This window comes from Lysinibacillus sp. NPDC094177 (genome assembly GCF_050279145.1).
Lineage (GTDB): Bacteria > Bacillota > Bacilli > Bacillales_A > Planococcaceae > Lysinibacillus.
In genome coordinates, this window is record NZ_JBNNTW010000018.1 from 3,980 (window position 1) to 25,035 (window position 21,056).

Consider the following 21,056-nt stretch of genomic DNA (forward strand, 5'->3'; position numbering starts at 1 on the left):
TTCTGTGCGAAAGCGAAGTGCTAACGTAGCGGCAGCAACAAATGTTTTCTGTGCGAAAGCGAAGTGCTAACGTAGCGGCAGCAACAAATGTTTTCTGTGCGAAAGCGAAGTGCTAACGTAGCGGCAGCAACAAATGTTTTCTGCGTGAAAGCGAAGCGGCAGCGATAAAAGCGCCTAGTCGGAACGGAAATCAACCACACGTTATGGTGATGATCCAATATTATAGTAAAGTAAGATGAATTGTCCTTTCCACGAGTATGAACAATTCGTCGAGCAGAAATTTAATTTCAGTAAAGGAGTCTTAAAATAATGAAGTCATTTCGACTCATTCCAGCAATTGTCGCTGCTGCAATGCTAGTCGGCTGTGTGCCTTCTAAAGAGAAGGAGACAGAGCTTACACAGGATACGCAACAGGAAAAAGCGGAAACAACAATTATTCCAAGCATACAAATTGATGATTCATACTATAGAACGCTAACACCTTATAAACAAAGTGCTAGCAGAGGATTAGTAGTTTCAAATATCTTTACGAAATATGATATGAAGGAAGTAGAAACAGGTTTAATGCGTCTTTCTCAAACTGAGTTTGACACAGAAAACTACTTCTTCCAAGAAGGGCAATATTTAGCGGAAAGTACAGTGTCAGATTGGCTTGCACGTAGTTCACAAAAGAAGGAGGGTTTAAATCCTCCAACGACGGACTCAATGCCTGCAGAAGAACGTGCAACAAAGGCTCCAATCTATTTATCACATATTGTTGAGCAAAATTATTTAACAAAAACTAGTGATAATAAAGTAAAATTAGGCGGTATATCGATAGGACTTGCCTTAAATTCTATTTATTACTATCAAAAAGAAAAGTATGGAGATTACTTTGAGCAACCAATTCCAGAGGCAAAACTTGTTGAGCAAGGAAAGAAGATGGCCGCTGAAATTGTGTCTCGCCTAAGAACTCGTGATGAATTGAAAGATATACCGATTGTAGTAGGCTTGTTTAAACAAAAGGCTCGCAATGACATTATTCCAGGAACGTATTTTAGTTATGGCGTAGCAAAAGCAGGACAAAACGACGTATCCGATTGGAAAGCTAATGATGAAGAATATGTACTGTTCCCAACGAGTGAATCACAGGATGTATACCGAGATGATAGCAATAACTTTAAGTACTTTAAACAAGATGTAGATAAATATTTTTCAAACTATACTAGTGTGATAGGAACAGGCTTTTATCAAAACAAAAAAATTCAAAAGCTAACGATTGAAATTCCAATCCAATTCTTTGGCAAGCTTGAAATTATAGGCTTTACACAATATTTAACAGGTGTTCTTATCAATCAATTTGATAACATCAATGTGGAAGTAAGTATTACATCGATTAACGGCCCAGAGGCATTAATCGTAAAGAATGCCAACGAAAAGGAACCATACGTCCATATCTATTAATTTATAGTCAGCCTCGTGCTGACTATTTTTTTTGTGGGAGAAAAATGAGATTCAATTATATTTGTTGGAAGAATCGAAGTGATGGATAGAAAAGCAAAAGCGACGGAAAGACTCCTCGGATCGACGTATACAAGAGCAAAAACGGATAGAGCCCTTAAATCGACTTATAAAAGAGAGTACAGCGACGCGATCCATGCTTCGCTCGCGAAAAGCGAAGTCTATATGAAGGATTCTAAAAACAGTCCCTAAAGACAACACTTCGTCATAGTAGTGAAAGTTTCTTTATTTTTGGTGAAAGTTGTGATTTTTAATATGAAAAATGTTATGATTATTTGCATGGTTAACTTTATTCAACCCTATTGTTATCGACTAAAACAATGAATTGAATGAGTATTCGGAGGTGTGAAAAATGGCAAAATTAACAAAAGAAGAAGTTAAGCACGTTGCAAATTTAGCACGTCTTGCAATTACGGAAGAGGAAGCAGAGAAATTTGCTGAACAGCTTGGTAAAATTACAGACTTCGCAGAGCAATTAAACGAGTTAGATACAACAAATGTTGAACCAACAACTCATGTTTTACCACTAGTAAACGTAATGCGTGAAGATGTGGCAACAAAAGGCTTAGACCGTGAAGTAATGATGTTAAACGTAAAAGAACAAGAAGATGGTCAAGTAAAAGTACCAGCTATCATGTAATACTAAAACATAGGAGGATTCCTCATGACGTTATTTGAACGTTCAGCAAAGGAGCTACAAGCTGACATTAAAGCGGGTAACCTAACAATTGCTGATTTAACAAAAGAAGCATACGAACGTGTGGCGAAGCTTGACGGCGATGTACAAGCTTTCCTTGCTTCAAACGAAGAAAAAGCAACTGCACAAGCAGCTGAAATGGACAAAGTGCCATTTGAAGAGCGTGGACCACTTTTTGGTCTTCCTATCGGTGTAAAAGACAACATCGTTACAGAAGGCTTAGAAACAACTTGTGCTTCTAAAATTCTAGAAGGCTTTATGCCAATTTACGATGCAACAGTAGTTAAAAAACTACGTGAAGCCGGTATGATCACTATCGGTAAATTAAACATGGACGAGTTTGCAATGGGTTCTTCGAATGAAAACTCATACTATAAAACAACAAAAAATCCATGGAACTTAAACCACGTACCAGGTGGATCTTCAGGTGCGTCTGCAGCAGCAGTAGCAGCAGGTGAAGTATCATTCTCACTTGGTTCTGATACGGGTGGTTCAATCCGTCAACCAGCAGCTTATTGCGGTGTTGTAGGGATGAAGCCTACATATGGACGTGTATCTCGCTTTGGTCTAGTGGCATTTGCATCTTCTTTAGATCAAATCGGACCAATTACACGTAATGTTGAAGATAACGCCCTTTTACTTGAAGCAATCGCAGGATTAGATGCAAACGATTCAACTTCTGCAGACGTAGAAGTACCAAACTACGCAGCAGCTCTTACAGGTGACGTAAAAGGCTTACGTATCGCTGTGCCAAAAGAATTCCTTGGTGAAGGTGTTGGTGAAGCAGCACGTCAATCAGTGCTTGATGCATTAGAGGTATTAAAAGGCTTAGGTGCTACAGTAGAAGAAGTATCACTTCCTCACTCGAAATATGCACTTGCAGCGTACTATATTCTTTCTTCTTCTGAAGCGTCTTCTAACCTTTCTCGTTTTGACGGTATCCGTTATGGTTTCCGCGCAGAAAACGTTAATAACTTAATGGACCTTTATAAAGAAACACGTGCACAAGGTTTTGGCGATGAAGTAAAACGTCGTATCATGCTTGGTACTTATTCACTAAGTGCAGGTACTTATGATGCTTACTACAAAAAAGCTCAACAAGCACGTACACTTATCAAAGCAGACTACGACAAAGTATTCGAAGACTTTGACGTAATCATTGGGCCAACTTCTCCTACACCAGCATTTAAAATTGGTGAAAACGTTGATGATCCAATGACGATGTATGCGAATGATATTTTAACGATTCCTATGAACTTAGCTGGTGTGCCAGCCATCTCAATCCCATGTGGTATTGAAAATGGTCTACCACTAGGCTTACAAATTATCGGTAAATATTTCGATGAAGCAACAATTTACCGTGTAGCTCATGCTTTTGAACAAGCAACGGAGTTCCATAAACAAGTTCCTCAAATTTGGGAGGGAAAATAACATGAACTTTGAAACAGTCATTGGTTTAGAAGTACACGTTGAGTTAAAAACGAACTCAAAAATCTTCTCACCAGCACCAGCTCACTTCGGTGCTGAACCAAATACAAATACTACAGTTATCGACCTAGGCTATCCTGGTGTCCTTCCTGTACTTAATAAAAATGTTGTAGATTTCGCAATGCGTGCAGCACTTGCACTTAACATGGAAATCGAGCAAGAAACAAAATTTGACCGTAAAAACTACTTCTATCCAGATAATCCGAAAGCTTATCAAATTTCTCAATTCGATAAACCAATCGGTAAAAACGGCTGGATTGATATCGAGGTTGACGGCTATACAAAACGTATCGGTATTACGCGTCTTCATATGGAAGAAGATGCAGGGAAGCTTTCTCACTCTGGTGACCACTCTTTAGTTGACTTTAACCGTCAAGGTACACCACTTGTAGAAATCGTTTCTGAGCCAGATATTCGTACAGCAAACGAAGCGTATGCTTACTTAGAAAAATTAAAATCAATTATCCAATATACAGATGTATCTGACTGTAAAATGGAAGAAGGTTCACTACGTTGTGACGCCAACATTTCAATTCGTCCATATGGTCAAGAAGAATTTGGTACAAAGACAGAGCTTAAAAACCTTAACTCTTTCAACTATGTTCGCCGTGGTATTGAGCACGAGGAATTACGCCAAGCTGATGTCCTTCTTTCAGGTGGGGTAATTGATCAAGAAACTCGTCGTTTCGATGAAAAAACAGGTAAAACAATTCTTATGCGTGTGAAAGAAGGAACAGATGATTACCGCTACTTCCCAGAGCCAGACTTAGTTCGTCTATCGATCTCTGATGAATGGTTAGAGCGAGTAAAATCAGAAATTCCTGAGCTTCCAGATGCTCGAAAAAAACGCTATGCTGATGAATTAGGCTTAACACCATATGATGCAGGAGTTCTTGTTATTTCAAAAGAAATCTCAGACTTCTTCGAGGCTATGGTAGTTAAAGGTGCAGATGCAAAGCTTTCAGCAAACTGGCTTATGGGTGATGTTTCTGCATACTTAAATGCAGAACAAAAAGACCTTAAAGATACTGCATTAACGCCAGAAAATCTTGCGGAAATGGTGAAATTAATCACTGACGGTACAATTTCTTCTAAAATCGGTAAAAAAGTATTTACTGAATTAGTAGAAAACGGCGGTTCAGCAGCAGAAATCGTTAAAGCAAAAGGTTTAGTTCAAATTTCTGATGAAGGTGCATTACTTGCTATCGTTACAGAAGTTCTAGACAACAATGCACAATCAATCGAAGACTTCAAAAACGGTAAGGATCGTGCTATCGGCTTCTTAGTTGGTCAAATTATGAAAGCAACTAAAGGTCAAGCGAACCCACCAATGGTCAATAAATTATTACAACAAGAAATTGCAAAACGTTAATTGCAATTAAACAGAAGGCCAAGAGAGCAAATTTGTTTTCTTGGCTTTTTATTTTTAAAAAGTAATACATACTAAAGGTACTATCCTTTTTGTTTGAGGTATCCATACAATTGTAAGATGAAGTGAATGCCCTGACGGTCCTGCACAGTACTTATGTCAACAAATTGAAGAGGTTTGTCAGTCGCTTGGACGATTAGGTAAGTGTTTTCTCAGCATTTGATGTGGGGTTATACTAAAAAATGGCTCATCACCAAAAGTTGTGGATGACATTTGTTTAGATTTATTTAGATTTATGCCTTTATATAAGTTGATTTCCGTTCCGACTGGACGCCCCCAGGAAAGCGCCCAGTCGGAACGGAAATCAACCACACGTTATAGTGATGAGCTAAAAAATACCAACTTAACACTTTATAGTTGTCTAAAAAGAGTATTCATAGCAAAATATAGAATAGAACATGATATAACTTTAGGAGGCCTATCAATGAAAACTGAACAACAATATTTCAATGATGCGATTTCGATTCAACAATACATGGAAAATATGACGACGTTAAAAGAGGAAAGCTTTCGTATTTATGATGGTTTCGAAGTGCCACTAAATGATGGTTTTATCGAACTACTAAAGGACAAGCAACCAAAAATTTTAACAATTACTGAGGATTGGTGCGGGGACGCAATGTTAAACAATCCAATTATTCGCCGAGTTGCAGAGGCAGCAGGATTAGAAATGTGCGCAGTACTACGTGATGCTGATACAGATTTAATTGATCGCTATTTAACAAACGGTGGTCGTGCAATTCCGGTTTATATTTTATTAGACGATGCTGGGCAGGTTGTTGGAAAATGGGGACCACGTGCACCAGAATTACAGGAACTAGTAGTGAGTAAACGAGCTACTTTACCTGATAAAGAAGATCCTACATTTGAAGATGCCCAAAAAGCGCTATATGCAGAAATTCGTGAAGAGAATATTACGAATAAATCATATTGGACATTTGTTTATGAGGATTTTAAAAAACAAGTAACAGCTGCATTGCGATAATTGTAAAGCACAAGGCTGCATGTCAGACAATGAGGACATGCCTTGCTTTTGTGGACTATTAGCAACGCAACATTTAAACGTATAATTCGTTTAAAAGAAATAGAATCTTATGAAGCAAAGAAGGTATGTTATGAAACGAGCAAGAATCATTTATAATCCTACATCTGGGCGTGAAGTGTTTAAAAAGCATCTACCAGAAGTATTGGCAAAATTAGAGGTAGCAGGCTATGAGACATCTTGTCACGCAACAACCTGTGAAGGCGATGCAATCATTGCAGCAAAAAATGCAGTTGAACGTGGCTTTGACATAATCATTGCAGTTGGTGGAGATGGCACATTAAATGAAGTTGTTTCAGGTGTGAGTTCATTTGAGAACCGCCCGAAAGTAGGTTTAATTCCAATGGGCACAACGAATGACTTTGCCCGTGCTGTGCATATTCCTCGAAATATTGAAGCTGCTGTTGAGATCATTATTAAAGGCGAAACGTTGCCGGTTGATGTTGGTTTATTAAATGGGGAACGCTATTTCATCAATATTGCCGCTGGCGGACGTATTACAGAGTTAACTTATGAAGTGCCAAGTAAAATGAAAACAATGCTTGGACAGCTAGCTTATTACTTAAAAGCAGTAGAAATGATCCCATCAATTAAAGCTTCCCACATGCGTATCGAATATGATGGTGAAGTGTTTGATGGGGATGCCATGATGTTTTTATGTGGCTTAACAAATTCAGTGGGTGGCTTTGAAAAGCTTGCACCTGACGCAAGTATTAGCGATGGCTACTTTACTTTATTAGTATTGAAAAAAGTAAGCCTGCCTGAATTTATTCAGCTTGCCGCAATGGCATTAAGAGGCGAGCATTTAAATGATGATCGTGTAATTTATAAAAAGGCAAGTGTCGTAAAAGTATCTACTGAAGACGAAATACATTTAAATTTAGATGGTGAGTATGGTGGGGATGCGCCTGCAACATTTGAAAACTTAAAGCGCCATATTGAAATTTTTGTTCCACTAGCAGATATTCGTGAGGAAGACCGTATGTAACGAACATTTAAACAGGGCTCTCTTTAATTTAGGAGGGTGCCCTGTTTAATTTTATGTGAAAGTATGTTTTATCGATTGGGTATTAAAGGATGAAATACTAATTAAAGGATATTTGTATCCTTTAATTGGTATTGTGAATGAAATAAGAAAAATGTTTGGCAAATGTGCGTATATTACTTGAACAAAATTTGAAACCTTTATAATAGGCCGAAATTTCGGTCCGTTATAAAGGTTTTTTTCGTTGCAATAGTGGAAAATGGGGTAGAGATAAGGGAAAGGAAGTGTGCCTTTGTATAAGTCACAGGAAAGAAAGCTCATTTGGCTAAGCTTTGGTGTTGCAATTATTATGCTACTTTCCATACTTGGAAGAGTATTTGGAGGTTAGGGGGGCAATGAAATGGTGAATGAATCAGCAGTCTTTTGGAGTAGAGCATTAACGGAGCTAACTTTATCGTTCCATATTATTTATGCAACGATTGGTGTTGGTGTCCCATTAATGATTATGATTGCACAATGGACTGGGTACAAAAAGAATGATGAGCATTATATTTTAATGGCAAGACGTTGGGCACGAGGCTTTGTTATTACTGTTGCAGTCGGAGTTGTAACAGGGACAGCAATTGGCTTACAGTTGTCTTTACTTTGGCCGAATTTTATGCAGCTTGCCGGTCAAACAATTGCATTACCACTTTTTATGGAAACGTTTGCATTTTTCTTTGAAGCCATCTTCCTAGGCATCTACCTATATACTTGGGATCGCTTCGATAGTCAGAAAAAGCATATGTTGCTGTTAATTCCAGTTGCTGTCGGTGCATCTATGTCAGCTGTGTTTATATCAATTGTTAATGCGTTTATGAATGCGCCACAAGGATTTGACATTGTAGACGGTCAGCTTGTGAATATTCAACCTTTTATAGCAATGTTTAATCCAGCAATGCCGACAAAGGTAGCACACGTTCTCGTAACAGCGTATATGACGTCCGCATTTGTGTTAGCATCTATTGCAGGATATCGTCTACTTAGAGGTTCTAAGCATGTATACCATAAAAAATCTTTATTACTACTTATGAAGATTGGTTTGATTTTCTCCATTGCATCAGCGATTATTGGAGACTTTTCAGGAAAGTATTTAGCAGAATATCAGCCAGAAAAACTAGCTGCAGCTGAGTGGCATTTTGAAACTGAAGACAAAGCTTCCCTTATACTGTTTGGTGTATTAGATGGAGAAGAAATAAAATATGCTATTAAAGTACCTTATGCTTTGAGTGTTTTAGCACATAATAATCCAAATGCAGAGGTAATTGGTTTAGATCAATTTGCTAAAGAAGATCGACCACCACTATATATTCATTACCTCTTTGATCTCATGGTGATGATTGGCATGTTCATGGCACTCGTTTCACTGCTTTACGTAACCGGGAAAGCACGTGATTGGCAGTTTATTCATTCACGTTGGTTTAGATGGATTGTTGTTGCAGGTGGACCACTTTCCATTATTGCAATTGAAGCAGGATGGTGGCTTGCTGAAGTGGGACGACAGCCTTGGATCTTATATGGATTAATGCGAACACCAGAAGGGGCCACAACGAGTGACCATGTGGATTTAATGATGCTACTGTTCACTGGTGTGTATGCCGTATTAGCAATAGGAAGTATGGTGGTTTTAGTTCGTATGTTCAAAAAGAATCCAATTGAGCGTGAAATAGAAGATCGCCATGCTGAAAAAGGCGGTGACATCTTATGACGTTAGAGATTTTAGGTATTTCAGTATTATGGATTTTCCTATTTGGCTATGTCATTGTAGCTTCAATCGATTTCGGTGCAGGCTTTTTTAATGCATACAGCCTACTCATCGGAAAAAATCACATTTTAACGAATATTATTAAGCGTTATTTATCGCCTGTTTGGGAAGTAACCAATGTCTTTTTAGTATTCTTCTTTGTTGGGATTGTTGGATTTTTCCCACAAACAGCTTTCTATTATGGAACGATTTTACTTGTCCCAGTTAGTATTTCGCTAGTGCTCCTTGCAATTCGAGGCTCCTACTATGCGTTTGAATCATATGGCACACGTGGACATATTGGTTACACGTTGACGTATGGTATAGCAGGCTTACTTATTCCAGCCTCACTTTCTGTTGTATTCGCGATTGCTGCTGGTGGCTATGTTGATATTGTTGGAGGGCAACCTGTCTTAAACTATTGGACATTGTATACGAGCCCATTTGCTTGGAGTATTGTCGTGTTGAGTATTGCAGCTGTACTTTATATTTCAGCCGTGTTTTTAACTTGGTATGCGCATAAAGCAAAGGATAGGGAAGCATCAAATTTAATGCGAAAATACGCACTTGTTTGGGCGATACCATTAATGGTGAGTGCGCTCGGTATTATGTACGAAATGAAATCCATCAACCCTGAAAGTTACAATCATATGGTTAATTTATGGTGGATGTTTGCCATATCAGCCGTGCTGTTTATTATTACTGTATTGTTAATATGGATGCGAAAAAATTACGGTCTTGCAGTTGGATTATTGATTGCCCAATTTGCAGTAGCATTCTTCGCATATGGGATCGCTCAATATCCTTATTTACTGTATCCGTATTTAACTATTTACGATAGCTTTACAAGTACACAAATGGCAATTGCACTCGTCATAGCATTTATTTTAGGACTGTGTCTACTTGTTCCATCACTATTCTTGTTGTTGAAATTATTCCTCTTCAACAAAAATTACGTGACAGGAAAAGAAGACAATCATGCATAGGAGGGATAAAACTATGGAAAGTTTTTTTATTTTTTATGCGCCATTTATAGTCGTCATCCTTGGATTAGTTGCTGCTTTCTGGTGGGCACCAAGAGATTACCACACAGTGAGGAAAGAGGAGAAGAGCCGCGAATAGCGGCTCTTTTTTCTACTCGTGTAAAGGGGAAGAAGTATCCGTTCGTTCAGTGCTCGAGTACGCGGAGCCGATCACTTTTTTGCATACCCGAGCAGTTCAGAACCAGACCTGATCACATTTTCGACAAGCCCGGGCAGTTAGTATGAAGCCTTGTTCTTTTTTCATCCGCCGCAACATGCTACAATAAAGAGATTGAAATGGAGGATGTACGAATGTCAGCACCCGTGAAAAAGAATGACCGACTAACAGTTTATATAGAAGATTTAACACATGATGGCAATGGCGTCGCAAAGGTAGATGGCTATCCATTATTTATCCAAGGTGCACTTCCTAATGAAACGGCGGAAGTACATGTTTTAAAAACGTTAAAAAATTATGGCTTTGCGAAGGTTGTAGAAATTCTTAAGCCATCACCCGATCGTGTAGATGCGCCTTGTGAATATTTCAAGCAATGTGGCGGCTGTCAATTACAGCACCTGTCTTATGAAGGGCAGTTAAAATGGAAAGAAAACATGGTGCGTAATGTCATGCAGCGCATTGGTAAAATTGATGCGCCTGTTCTGCCTGTGAAGGGTATGGAAGAGCCTTGGCATTACCGTAATAAAGCACAAATACCTTTCTCCTCAAATGAAGCAGGACAAGCAATTGCTGGTTTCTACAAAACGAAGTCCCATAGCATTGTGGATATGGAGCGTTGCTTAATTCAGACAGGGGAAGCGGACGCTATTCTTGCAGGCTTGAAAAAGGAACTAGCGACAATAGGTATTCGACCATATAACGAGTTAACAAATGAGGGAATGCTGCGCCACGTAGTTATTCGTAAAGCACGAGCAACTGGTGAAGTTATGGTTGTTTTCGTAACTAAAAAGAAAAAATTCCCGCAAAAAGAAGCCGCTGTTGGAACAATCCAGAAGCTTGTTCCGAATGTAACATCAATTATGCAAAACGTTAATAGCGACAAAACGAACGTTATTTTCGGTGATGAAACCGTGAACCTGTGGGGCAAGGACGTTATTATCGATACAATTGGCGACGTTCGCTTTGAAATTTCAGCCCGTTCATTTTATCAAGTAAACCCTGAGCAAACGGAAGTCCTATATAAACAAGCATTAGACTACGCTGACTTACAGGGTGATGAACGAGTAATTGATGCTTACTGTGGAATTGGTACCATCTCATTATTCCTTGCACAAAAAGCAAAGGCTGTTATGGGTGTTGAGATTGTTCCACAAGCTATCGAAGATGCTAAACGCAATGCAGCACTAAATGGCTTTACGAATACGTATTTCGAGGCCGGCCCAGCAGAGGAAGTTATTCCACGTTGGTATAAGGAAGGCAAAGAAGCAGACGTCCTAGTAGTTGACCCACCGCGCAAAGGCTGCGATGAGGCGCTTCTAAAAACAATTTTAGAGCAAAGTCCCAAGCGTGTTGTTTATGTGTCCTGTAATCCAGCTACACTAGCACGTGACCTCCGAATTTTGGAGGATGGGGGTTATCAAACACAGGAGATTCAACCTGTGGATATGTTCCCGCATTCGACACATTGCGAGGCAGTAGCGTGGTTGGAATTAGTATAAAGAAAAAGAACGAATTTCCGATTGTGGAATTCGTTCTTTTTTTTAGTAATAAAGGTGTTATTTGGCCAGGTTAGTAAAAAAATATAGTATCAACTATTAGTACCAGATGATAGAATTAATTGTCAGGATATTGTTATGAGGGCATTAATAATGTTAGGCACTCAAAAAATTAAAGAAATAACCATGGGGATTAGTGGATCACTCGTTCTTTAAACCGTTATATAGGAATTCATGAAAAAGATGACTTGAAAATAAATCACACAAAACGATTATATCGACACAGGCTGTTGCGCATATATTAACTGTAATTGTATTTAAATGGGAGAGAATAGGAATGTCAGAAGAAGGGTATCAAACTCGTAAGGAACGAAAAAAAGCGAAAAAAACAAACAAAAATAAACATAGAAGTATCGGTATACTGAAAAAGGGATCGTTATTTAAAAAAATGGTCATTGTCTGTTTGGTAGTCGGACTTGTTGCAACAGGAGTAGGAGCCATTACGATTGCTTCAATAATGAAGGGTACACCTACCTTAGATTCTGCTAAGCTAATGGATCCGCTTTCTACTAAATTTTATGATAAAGACGGAAACTTCCTTTATGAATACGGGAAGGAAAAACGGACAAAAATTACGTACGACCAAGTGCCAAAAGTGTTGGAAAATGCCTTTATTGCCACCGAGGATTCCCATTTTTACGAACATTTTGGGATCGACCTCAAACGGACAGCCAAGGCAATTTTTGTGAATGTAACCGGAGATTTCGGATCTCAGGGAGGTAGTACGATTACACAGCAAGTCATTAAAAATTCTTTCTTGTCACCAGAGAAAACACTGAAACGCAAAGTGCAAGAATGGGACTTAGCGTATCAGTTGGAAAAAAAATATTCTAAGCAGGACATTTTAATGATGTATTTAAATAAAATCTACCTTGGAAACCGCTCTTACGGAGTGGCTACGGCAGCAAAGAATTATTACGGAATTGAGTCCGATGATTTGAAAAAAATGACGCTTGCGCAGGCGGCGATGATAGCCGGACTGACACAGAGTCCGAACAATTATGATCCAACCATACCGGAAAACAAAGAAGCAGCCACGAAGCGCCGTCACATCGTATTAAGCTCGATGCTTCGAGATGGCTATATTACGGAAAAACAAATGAAGGAAGCAGAAAAAGTTCCTGTAACAGAGGGACTTGTAGCAAAAAATGCGCAGCAAAGTATGCCTTATGAAGCATTTTTGGATGCAGCTGTGAAAGAGGTAAAGGGAAAACTGAAGGATGTAGACATCAGCGAGGACGGATTGTCGATTTATACAACCCTGGATCCAAAAGCACAGGATTTCGCGGAAAAAATGATGAATACAAGTGAAATCATTGCCTATCCGGATGAGAATTTTCAGGGAGCCTTCGTTTTATTAGATACCATGACCGGTGAAGTCAGGGCAATCGGAAGTGGTCGAAATGACTATCAAGCCCAATTTTCAGGTCACAACTTTGCTGTCGATATCAGACGTCAACCAGGATCAATCTTTAAGCCTATATTTGATTATGGACCGGCGATTGAAAACTTAAAATGGTCCACTGCTCATTTGATTAACGACCATCAGACAACTTATTCAACGGGTGAGCCCATCTCCAACTGGGATCATCAATATCATGGAATGCTGACTATGCGGACGGCACTGCAATATTCATACAATATCCCGGCACTGCTCACATTGAGAGAAGTTGGGATGGATAAGGCTAAGAGTTTTGCAGAACAACTTGGCATTACATTTAAAAGTAATGAAGTATATGAATCATACTCGATCGGCAGCAATACCGTTAGTCCTTTAGACATAGCAGGGGGCTACAGTGCTTTTGGAAACAACGGATTATACAATAAACCACATTTCGTCCAAAAGGTTGTTTTCGCGGATGGCGCAGTCGTTAATTTTGGGGAGAAAACAAAACGTGTTATGCAGGATTACACTGCCTATATGGTAACTGATATGTTACGTACAGTCGTAAATACTGGGACAGGAACAACTGCAAATGTTCCCAGACTGGATGTTGCCGGGAAAACAGGTACAACCAATTTTGATGAAAAAACTCGAGCTAAATATGGATATCCAAACGTTGCTACAAATGATAGCTGGTTTGCAGGGTATACACCTCAATACACCATGGCTGTCTGGACGGGTTACGCTCAAAACGGGCAAGGTAACTATATGACTGGAAATACGACGAAAATCTCACAGTTAATGTTTAAAGCAATGATGGAAGCAATCGGAACGGATACAGCAAATTTTCAGCAACCAGAAAGTGTCTATAGAGTGAAAAATGAACTTTATATAAAAGGAATTGATTCTGCAGAAGAGCCACCTAAAAACAACAATGTAATAATTCATCCTAATAATGGCGGAAATAAAGAGAAGCTCAAAAAAGAGGAAAAGAAACTTAAAAAAGAAGAAGAGAAACATAGAAAAGAAGAAGAGAAACATAGAAAAGAAGAAGAGAAGCGTCGGAAAAAGGAAGAAGAAAAGGAACAAAAGCATGGTTAGACGAAAGAATGTCTTTTAACTTTTTGCCGATAGTAACTGCAAAATTTTCATCTTCACTTTCGTTCATTTTATCATTGAGCTGGGTTTTCTTCATAGGAGGTGCTCTTGTATTGGGGGTTACAATCTTAGGTGTGAATGTTAAAGATACTAAGATTCCGGCTTTGAAAAAATCGTAGTAGATATGTTTCCACATACCTGTTAAAACAATAAAAAAGGTTGACCTGTTCCCTATAACCAAGAGATTAGTTGGAGTTAGTTTAATAATAAAGAAATGATAAAAGAACGGATTTCCAGTAGTGGAATTCGTTCTTTTTCGTTATATAAAGGATTAAAGATATTTTCGAAGAAATTATATAATGAAGCATTTGTTAAAATTTTTTATGGAGGCGGACTATGGAGACGGAAATTATTATAACCGTAGTTATAATTTTAGGAATGGCAATCTTAATAGACAAAATATACGGGAAAATTAATATAGAAATTTATTCTCCTATTTGGGAGTATTTTTCTAAAGCACTTCTCTATGGGTTTATTGCTAGCATCACATTATTCTATGGAAAGGAATCGCTAAGAGATGTTAATGCACTAGAATGGGCTATCATTGCAGTTTCAGCAATAGAAGGAACAGGGAACTATATTAATTATGTAAAAGAATCAAAAAGGAGAAAAGAAGAAAAAAGAAAGACTTGAGGTAATCAAACTTAGATACATAATGAAAAATATTTCTTTAACTTAATAGAGTCGCTGATCAAAAAGGAATTGATGCTCTTTTTGTAAGTGAAAGTAGAAGATACAGTAAGTTGGTATTTCGCTAAAGCAGAGCAGAGTCATTTTTTAATTTAACCCACCATCACCAATGTGTCACATACAATCCACACATTGTAAATGCTGTGCATAGCTTGAACTAGCTGCCTAATCCTAATTTAAGCGTGTTTTTCAACGTATGATTTATTAGGGTGTGTCTTTGGTATATCTAATTAAATATTTGTTGAAACATAAAAAGCAGACGGTTTAGAAGTGCGATAATGCACCTCTAATTGGCCGTCTGCTTTTACTTTTATAACTTGAAAAGCGTATTGATCAATTTTATCCTCAAAAAAATTATCGCTGGGGTAATTTATGAAATATATTGTGAATCGTGAGCGTTAAGAAGGGAATGGTTTATAGGTAATGAAAAATCATGAGGTGAATAATTAAATGCGTATACAATTATTGATATATTGTTATATTTATTGTAAATAGTTATTGTGTAAAAGTGTTTTGATTGTCATTTTTTTGTGGTTGTGCGCGATAAATCTTATAAAATATAGTAGATTTTAAAGTTGACATATAAAAAATGTAATAATATAATTATTTCAAATAATTTAATAAACCTCACTTTTCTGATAGTGAGGTAGAGGCGCGACAGTTAACAGTACCTAATGGAGTCCGAGAAGATGAAGAAGTTAGGTAGAAGGAAGTGTCGCCGAAGTATGTGGTGAGTTCTCGCCATCATATACTGGGTCTGTAGCGAATAGTTGCAGGACTGTCTTCGTAAACTTACGTGTTTATGAAGTTGTGCTATCTCTGTTTAGACAAACAGTGGGAATTTTAAATGGTCGATTCATTTTAAGTTTCTAAAAATGAGTAGGTCATTTTTGTGTTAGACAGATTCTTTTGCACAAAGAGTCTGTTTTTTATTTGTCTATACATTTTGGAATTAGAGGTATTTTGGAGGGAATATTATGGAGAATACATCAACATTATATTATGAATTTTTACCGACTGACGGTCAAAAAGTAAACGTGAACCCAGATAAAACAGCATTACTAATAGTAGACATGCAACATCAGTTTATTAGCCGAGACGGATTAGACGCGCAGGTTGCAAGAGAAAAGGGCATGTTTGATCAGTGGGAATACTTTTTTGATCGTATCGACAATTTAACGATTCCGAACAATAAAAAGCTTTTAGATTTTTTCCGTACTAATAAATTAGAAGTAACATTTGGTCGCATTGCTTGCCATCATAAAGATGGACGAGATCGTTCTCCTGTACAACGCCGTCCAGGATGGAACAATATTTTATTGCCAATCGGTGACCCAGGAGCGGAGATGGTGGATGAATTAAAGCCTCTTGATGACGAAATTGTTGTAAATAAAACGACAGATAGCGTATTAAGTGGAACGAATTATGAATTTTTACTGCGTAATATGGGCATTGAAACAGTAGTTTGTACAGGTGTTGTAACAGATCAATGTGTTGCTTCAACAGTTCGAAGCTTAGCTGACGCAGGCTTTGAAGTTATTTTAGTTGAAGATGCATGTGCAGCTGCAACGCAACAGCTTCATGATGCTGAAATTATGATTATGAATCAAATTTATTGCCAAGTGATGAGTACAGATGAAGTAATTGATTTAGTAACGGAAGAACTATCAAAACACGAACCAATGAATGTGTGAGAGGAAATGGACTATGAGTCAAACACCAAATGATCATACACCACAGTTAAAACGTGTTTTAACATTAAAAGATTTAGTCATTTATGGTATTGCTTTTATGACACCGATTGCGCCAGCTTATATTTATGGCTTTGCAGCAGAGACTACAGGTGGGATGTTGCCATTAGCCTACTTGATTGCGATGGTTGCAATGATGTTTTCTGCATATAGTTACGGTCGAATGGCTGCTGTTTTTCCAAATGGAGGGTCAACTTATACATATACACAGCGTGCGATCAATCCGCATTTAGGTTTTTTTGCAGGTTGGGCAATGTTTATGGATTATGTCCTAGTGCCACTCATTGTATTTATGGTAGGTGCTTCATATGCGAATGCATTAATACCATCTGTTCCGTATTGGGTATGGGTGTTATTAATTGCAGGTATTATAACTACTGTAAATATTCTAGGTATTGGCATCGCAGCAAAAACAAATCAAATCCTCGTTATGTTTATGGGAATTGTAGTCGTTATTTTTGTTATTTTTTGTGTGAAGACAATTGTCGGTGGGGAAAGTGGTACGTCGCTCTTTACTGTTGTGCCGTTCTTCAACGATGAAAAATTCGTTATGTCTGCAATTATTTCTGGTGCAGCAATGGCCTGCTTCTCGTTTTTAGGGTTCGATTCGATTACTACTCTTTCAGAAGAGGCAGTTAATCCAAAAGATGATATTTGGAAGGCAGCTATTTTAGCTTGTTTAATCGGAGGACTTATTTTTATTGGGCAAGCGTATGTAGCTCAGCTCGTATGGCCTGATGTTACAAACTTTAGCTCAGCTGATACGGCTTTATTTGATATAGCTGAAAAAGCAGGTGGTGCAGTTCTTGCAACTCTTTATACGGTTGCGATTATTGTATCGACTGTGACAGCTGGTTTAACAGGACAAGCAAGTGCATCTCGTTTAATGTTTAGTATGGGTCGTGATGAGGTACTTTCGAAAAAGTTTTTCACACATTTACATCCAAAATATCAAACACCGGTATACAATATTTTATTGATGTGTGTGATTAGTGTTTTAGGAGCACTTTTTTTATCAGTAAATTTCGTAGCAGAATTAATGAACTTTGGAGGCCTGACTGGATTTATGTTTGTCAACTTGTCAGTGATCGTGTATTACTTCTTCCGTAAAAAAGAAAAGAAAATAATTCGATATTTATTAATTCCAGGGCTAGGATTTGGTATATGTTTCTACTTATTTATTAATTTATCACCGATGACATTGAAGATAGGCTTTATCTGGCTTGCAATCGGTTTTATCTATGCTTTCATTACGACGAAAGGCTTCAAAAAGAAACCACCAACTTTTACGGATTTATAAAATACCGAAAGAGCTTAGAGTGAATTTCTGAGATAAGTCAGTTATCTAGTATTGGTAATTTTTATCGATATTAGGTAGCTGATTTATTTTTATACAGGAATATCTGGGGATAGGTGTATTTTTTAATAAAAAATGATAAAACTTACTGTCAGAACAAACATCAATTAAATACAAAACTCTATATGACTTTTTCTAGTATTCTGTTGATTTAATTCTTCTTATTAGATGAATGTGAAAGAACATGTAGCCATTTGCTTTTCCTATAATCTGGGCAGAATAAGAGATGCCCTCTTTGTAAAATCATCAAACAGTATTTTCTTGTCCATTCCTTTAAATATACGGAAAAATTCTCTAATTTATCCGATATTCTTTAGAGAAAATTACCTACTATCGACAGAATTTGACAAAACATTTATAATTTAAATATAATATGTCAGCGTTATTTTAAAAAATTGAAAAAGGCAAACTTATCGAAAGGTAAGGACGCAAAGCTACGAGTCTAAAATTCTCTTGGATAATGATAGTCGGGTTGCCAAGATAATAAGTGATTTTTTGGCTATCCTAATAATGTTCAGGGATAGTTTTTTTTGTGGAAAAAAATTAAAAGGACTGATTCCAATCAGTTCGTAGCGACAGATGAGAAATGTATGTATTTAGTAATATTTATTACAAAAATGCTAACAGTTTTAAGAACGTTATAAAAAGGAGATTTGAGATGATAGTCGTTGATAAAGAGAAATATAAAATGGCAATTTATGAAGCAAAAAAAGAAGTACACGTCCAAATAATAGGGTTTATTAAAGCAGCTCTTGTAGAGGAGTATTTAAAAGATTTGGAAGAGACAGTGGCAAAAGTACAGAAAAATACATATACATTTGTTGTTGATGCAACATATCAATCACCTCTTCCTTCAAAGGTTTCGGCAGATCTAGGACAAACATTAATGTTTTATGCATCACTAGGCTTTAAAGATATATTTATTGTTAATCCAGCCTCTAAAATTGCATATGTGCAAGTGCGAAATGCTTTAGAGGGAGTTAATTTCCCAGGAACCGTAGTCGACAATGTTTCGCAATTACCAATGGGTTAATCTTTAAATAACTATAGTCACATTTTGAAAGAGGAATTTACGATGCATACAATTCAGGAATTATATACATATGAAATACTTACAAAAGACCAACCGGATTTAATTGAAAAGGCAGCAGAATGTTTAGCAAAAACATTTATTGGGGTAGATGTTGCTGGTAAATGGGTGCAAGAGCCAATTATCGGGTACGCCTTAAAACTACCTTACGAAGATTTCTATCAATTTACGAAGGAATATATTGAAGCAAATGTTCATCAAGGATACTGTGCTGTTGCACTAGATAAAGAGCAAAATGTTGTAGGCTCACTAGTTGGAGATACGAATGTCCTTGAAATTATCGAAGGGGATATGTTTGAAGGCACGTTTGCTGATATGAATATTGTTATGCGTGTATTAGAGGATATTGATGAACGTTTCCTAGGAGATTATAAAAAACGTTATGGAAAAGATATGGAAGATGGAGAAGTATTACATTTATTTTTATTAGGTGTAATTGCTGAGCATAATCGTCATGATATTGTACAAAGTTTAGGCGATGTATTAATAAAAAAAGCAACAGAAGAAGGCTTAAGATTAGTATTAGCTGAAGCGACAAATCCAAAGTCAATGCGTTTGCTGGAGAAGTATCATGGCCTGACAAAATACGTAAACGTAGAAGGGGACTATATTGTTCATAAATATGAAAGTAATGAAAATCTAAGCAGTATTCCATCGACTGTAGCAGATGGTATTTACATCATTGTAAGAGAACTATAAAATTTCATCACTCATACGTAAGTAGAATAGGAGAATTTTTTTCATGGAAGCTATTATGTTAGGGATTATTGTAGTTTTATTATGTACATCTTTGTATTTTGCTTACCGATATTTTTCACTTATACGTCATTCCCATATTAATAAAGAGGCACTAAATGGAATGAATGAATTATCAGCAGATCAAGTAAGTGAACAATTTAATAAATTCGCAAATAATGTGAATGAAAAAAGTAAAAATCTTTTAGAACATGGAGATTACGCAACTGAGAAGGCTGATACTGTAAGGGCCGCAATCGATGAAGTCGGTAAAGGATTAAACAAGCAACTAGTCGCTACTGAAGAGAGTGCTACTTCTATCGAAGACATCACAGTGGCTATTGAAGAGCTATCTATAAGATCTAACCAAATTTCAGAACAATCGAATACGACGTTAGAATTAACGCAAGAAGGTAATGAAAAGTTAAAAGATTCGTTGGTGAAAATGGAGCATTTTAATCAAACGATTAATACGACATTTGATGCAATCAATATACTTGGAGAAAAATCGTACGAAATTGGTAATATTGTTAAAGTAATTACAGGGATTTCAGAGCAAATAAATTTATTAGCATTGAACGCGGCTATCGAAGCAGCTCGTGCAGGAGAACACGGTAAAGGGTTTGCTGTAGTTGCTGATGAGGTTCGTAAATTGGCTGAACAATCGCGTCAGTCAGCTGATGAAGTTTCGAATATTGTAAAAAATATTCAAGAAGAGACGAACAAAGTTGTCATATCAATGAAGCAAGGAACAGAAGAGTTTGAACAAACAAATACTAAAATACTAGAAATCGAGAATATGTTCGAAAAAATTGTAGACACTACAAAAATTATTGCTGAAAATAATGCGGAATCATCTGCAAGCACAGAAGAATTATCTTCAAGTTCTCTGCAAATTATGGAAGCAATGAGGGATATTTCTTTCATTTCGCGAGAATCAGTAGAAATGTTTGAAGAGTTAGTTGGAATTAGCGATGATGAATTAAATACAATGCAAAAACTAGTTCAAGAAGCAGAGTATCTTGTAGATTTAAAAAATGATGCAGAAAAATTACTTTCTTCATTAAATCATGGTGTGGAAAGCTAAAGTGGTCGATCAAAAATAGGGTCACATTGTGAATGCAGTGCGTACTTGGCTGAATAAACCTAATTTAAGCGTGTTTTTGAACATCGCTTTTATTGGGTGTGTTTCTTTGGATTAGCTAACTTAA

At 37.2% G+C, this 21,056-nt stretch carries 17 protein-coding genes and 2 riboswitches; all 17 genes read left to right on the plus strand.

The annotated features are described in order from the left end of the window. The first annotated feature begins 309 nt into the window (after nt 1-309). The 17 genes from ACQKNC_RS20230 (at nt 310) to ACQKNC_RS20310 (ending at nt 20,932) form a co-directional block, all read left to right on the plus strand. Nucleotides 310-1,443, plus strand: a complete 1,134-nt coding sequence (locus ACQKNC_RS20230; RefSeq protein WP_427426523.1) for a CamS family sex pheromone protein — start codon at nt 310-312, stop codon at nt 1,441-1,443. Nucleotides 1,444-1,852: 409 nt separating this feature from the next. Next, nucleotides 1,853-2,140: an Asp-tRNA(Asn)/Glu-tRNA(Gln) amidotransferase subunit GatC gene (gatC, locus tag ACQKNC_RS20235; RefSeq protein WP_010857153.1), complete on the plus strand. Its 288-nt coding sequence runs from the start codon at nt 1,853-1,855 to the stop codon at nt 2,138-2,140. 24 nt (nt 2,141-2,164) lie between these two features. Further along, nucleotides 2,165-3,628, plus strand: coding sequence for an Asp-tRNA(Asn)/Glu-tRNA(Gln) amidotransferase subunit GatA (gene gatA, locus ACQKNC_RS20240; RefSeq protein WP_427426524.1), 1,464 nt, complete (start codon nt 2,165-2,167; stop codon nt 3,626-3,628). Nucleotide 3,629: 1 nt separating this feature from the next. Next, nucleotides 3,630-5,057 carry an Asp-tRNA(Asn)/Glu-tRNA(Gln) amidotransferase subunit GatB gene (gatB, locus tag ACQKNC_RS20245; protein ID WP_427426525.1) on the plus strand — a complete coding sequence of 476 codons (1,428 nt, stop codon included), beginning with the start codon at nt 3,630-3,632 and terminating at the stop codon, nt 5,055-5,057. A 481-nt stretch (nt 5,058-5,538) separates the two neighbouring features. After that, nucleotides 5,539-6,099, plus strand: a complete 561-nt coding sequence (locus ACQKNC_RS20250) for a thioredoxin family protein (protein WP_427426526.1) — start codon at nt 5,539-5,541, stop codon at nt 6,097-6,099. 130 nt (nt 6,100-6,229) lie between these two features. After that, entirely contained in the window at nt 6,230-7,144 is a 915-nt protein-coding gene (locus tag ACQKNC_RS20255) for a diacylglycerol kinase (RefSeq protein WP_427426527.1), read from the plus strand. A gap of 397 nt (nt 7,145-7,541) precedes the next feature. Next, on the plus strand, nt 7,542-8,888 hold the full coding sequence (locus ACQKNC_RS20260) for a cytochrome ubiquinol oxidase subunit I (protein ID WP_427426528.1): 1,347 nt from the start codon (nt 7,542-7,544) through the stop codon (nt 8,886-8,888). Further along, nucleotides 8,885-9,910, plus strand: a complete 1,026-nt coding sequence (locus tag ACQKNC_RS20265; protein ID WP_427426529.1) for a cytochrome d ubiquinol oxidase subunit II — start codon at nt 8,885-8,887, stop codon at nt 9,908-9,910. Before ACQKNC_RS20260 ends, ACQKNC_RS20265 begins: the two co-directional genes overlap by 4 nt. A gap of 13 nt (nt 9,911-9,923) precedes the next feature. After that, nucleotides 9,924-10,046, plus strand: coding sequence for a cytochrome bd oxidase small subunit CydS (cydS, locus tag ACQKNC_RS20270; RefSeq protein ID WP_427426530.1), 123 nt, complete (start codon nt 9,924-9,926; stop codon nt 10,044-10,046). Between the two features lie 212 nt (nt 10,047-10,258). Next, nucleotides 10,259-11,623: a 23S rRNA (uracil(1939)-C(5))-methyltransferase RlmD gene (gene rlmD, locus ACQKNC_RS20275; RefSeq protein ID WP_427426531.1), complete on the plus strand. Its 1,365-nt coding sequence runs from the start codon at nt 10,259-10,261 to the stop codon at nt 11,621-11,623. Nucleotides 11,624-11,957: 334 nt separating this feature from the next. After that, a complete protein-coding gene (locus tag ACQKNC_RS20280) occupies nt 11,958-14,165 on the plus strand; it encodes a transglycosylase domain-containing protein (protein ID WP_427426532.1) in 2,208 nt (735 codons plus the stop codon). A gap of 393 nt (nt 14,166-14,558) precedes the next feature. After that, nucleotides 14,559-14,855, plus strand: coding sequence for a hypothetical protein (locus ACQKNC_RS20285; protein ID WP_427426533.1), 297 nt, complete (start codon nt 14,559-14,561; stop codon nt 14,853-14,855). Nucleotides 14,856-15,551: 696 nt separating this feature from the next. After that, nucleotides 15,552-15,736: riboswitch (Lysine riboswitch) on the plus strand. 153 nt (nt 15,737-15,889) lie between these two features. Then, the gene (locus ACQKNC_RS20290) at nt 15,890-16,606 is read left to right on the plus strand and encodes a cysteine hydrolase family protein (RefSeq protein ID WP_427426534.1); all 717 of its coding nucleotides are present in this window, start codon (nt 15,890-15,892) and stop codon (nt 16,604-16,606) included. Nucleotides 16,607-16,619: 13 nt separating this feature from the next. Then, nucleotides 16,620-17,963 carry an APC family permease gene (locus ACQKNC_RS20295; RefSeq protein ID WP_427426535.1) on the plus strand — a complete coding sequence of 448 codons (1,344 nt, stop codon included), beginning with the start codon at nt 16,620-16,622 and terminating at the stop codon, nt 17,961-17,963. Nucleotides 17,964-18,413: 450 nt separating this feature from the next. Next, nucleotides 18,414-18,500: riboswitch (cyclic di-GMP riboswitch) on the plus strand. A 178-nt stretch (nt 18,501-18,678) separates the two neighbouring features. Continuing rightward, nucleotides 18,679-19,053 carry a hypothetical protein gene (locus tag ACQKNC_RS20300; RefSeq protein WP_427426536.1) on the plus strand — a complete coding sequence of 125 codons (375 nt, stop codon included), beginning with the start codon at nt 18,679-18,681 and terminating at the stop codon, nt 19,051-19,053. Nucleotides 19,054-19,095: 42 nt separating this feature from the next. Then, complete coding sequence (locus ACQKNC_RS20305) at nt 19,096-19,809, plus strand: hypothetical protein (protein WP_427426537.1); 714 nt, start codon at nt 19,096-19,098, stop codon at nt 19,807-19,809. A 43-nt stretch (nt 19,810-19,852) separates the two neighbouring features. Then, on the plus strand, nt 19,853-20,932 hold the full coding sequence (locus tag ACQKNC_RS20310; RefSeq protein WP_427426538.1) for a methyl-accepting chemotaxis protein: 1,080 nt from the start codon (nt 19,853-19,855) through the stop codon (nt 20,930-20,932). Nucleotides 20,933-21,056: the final 124 nt, after the last annotated feature.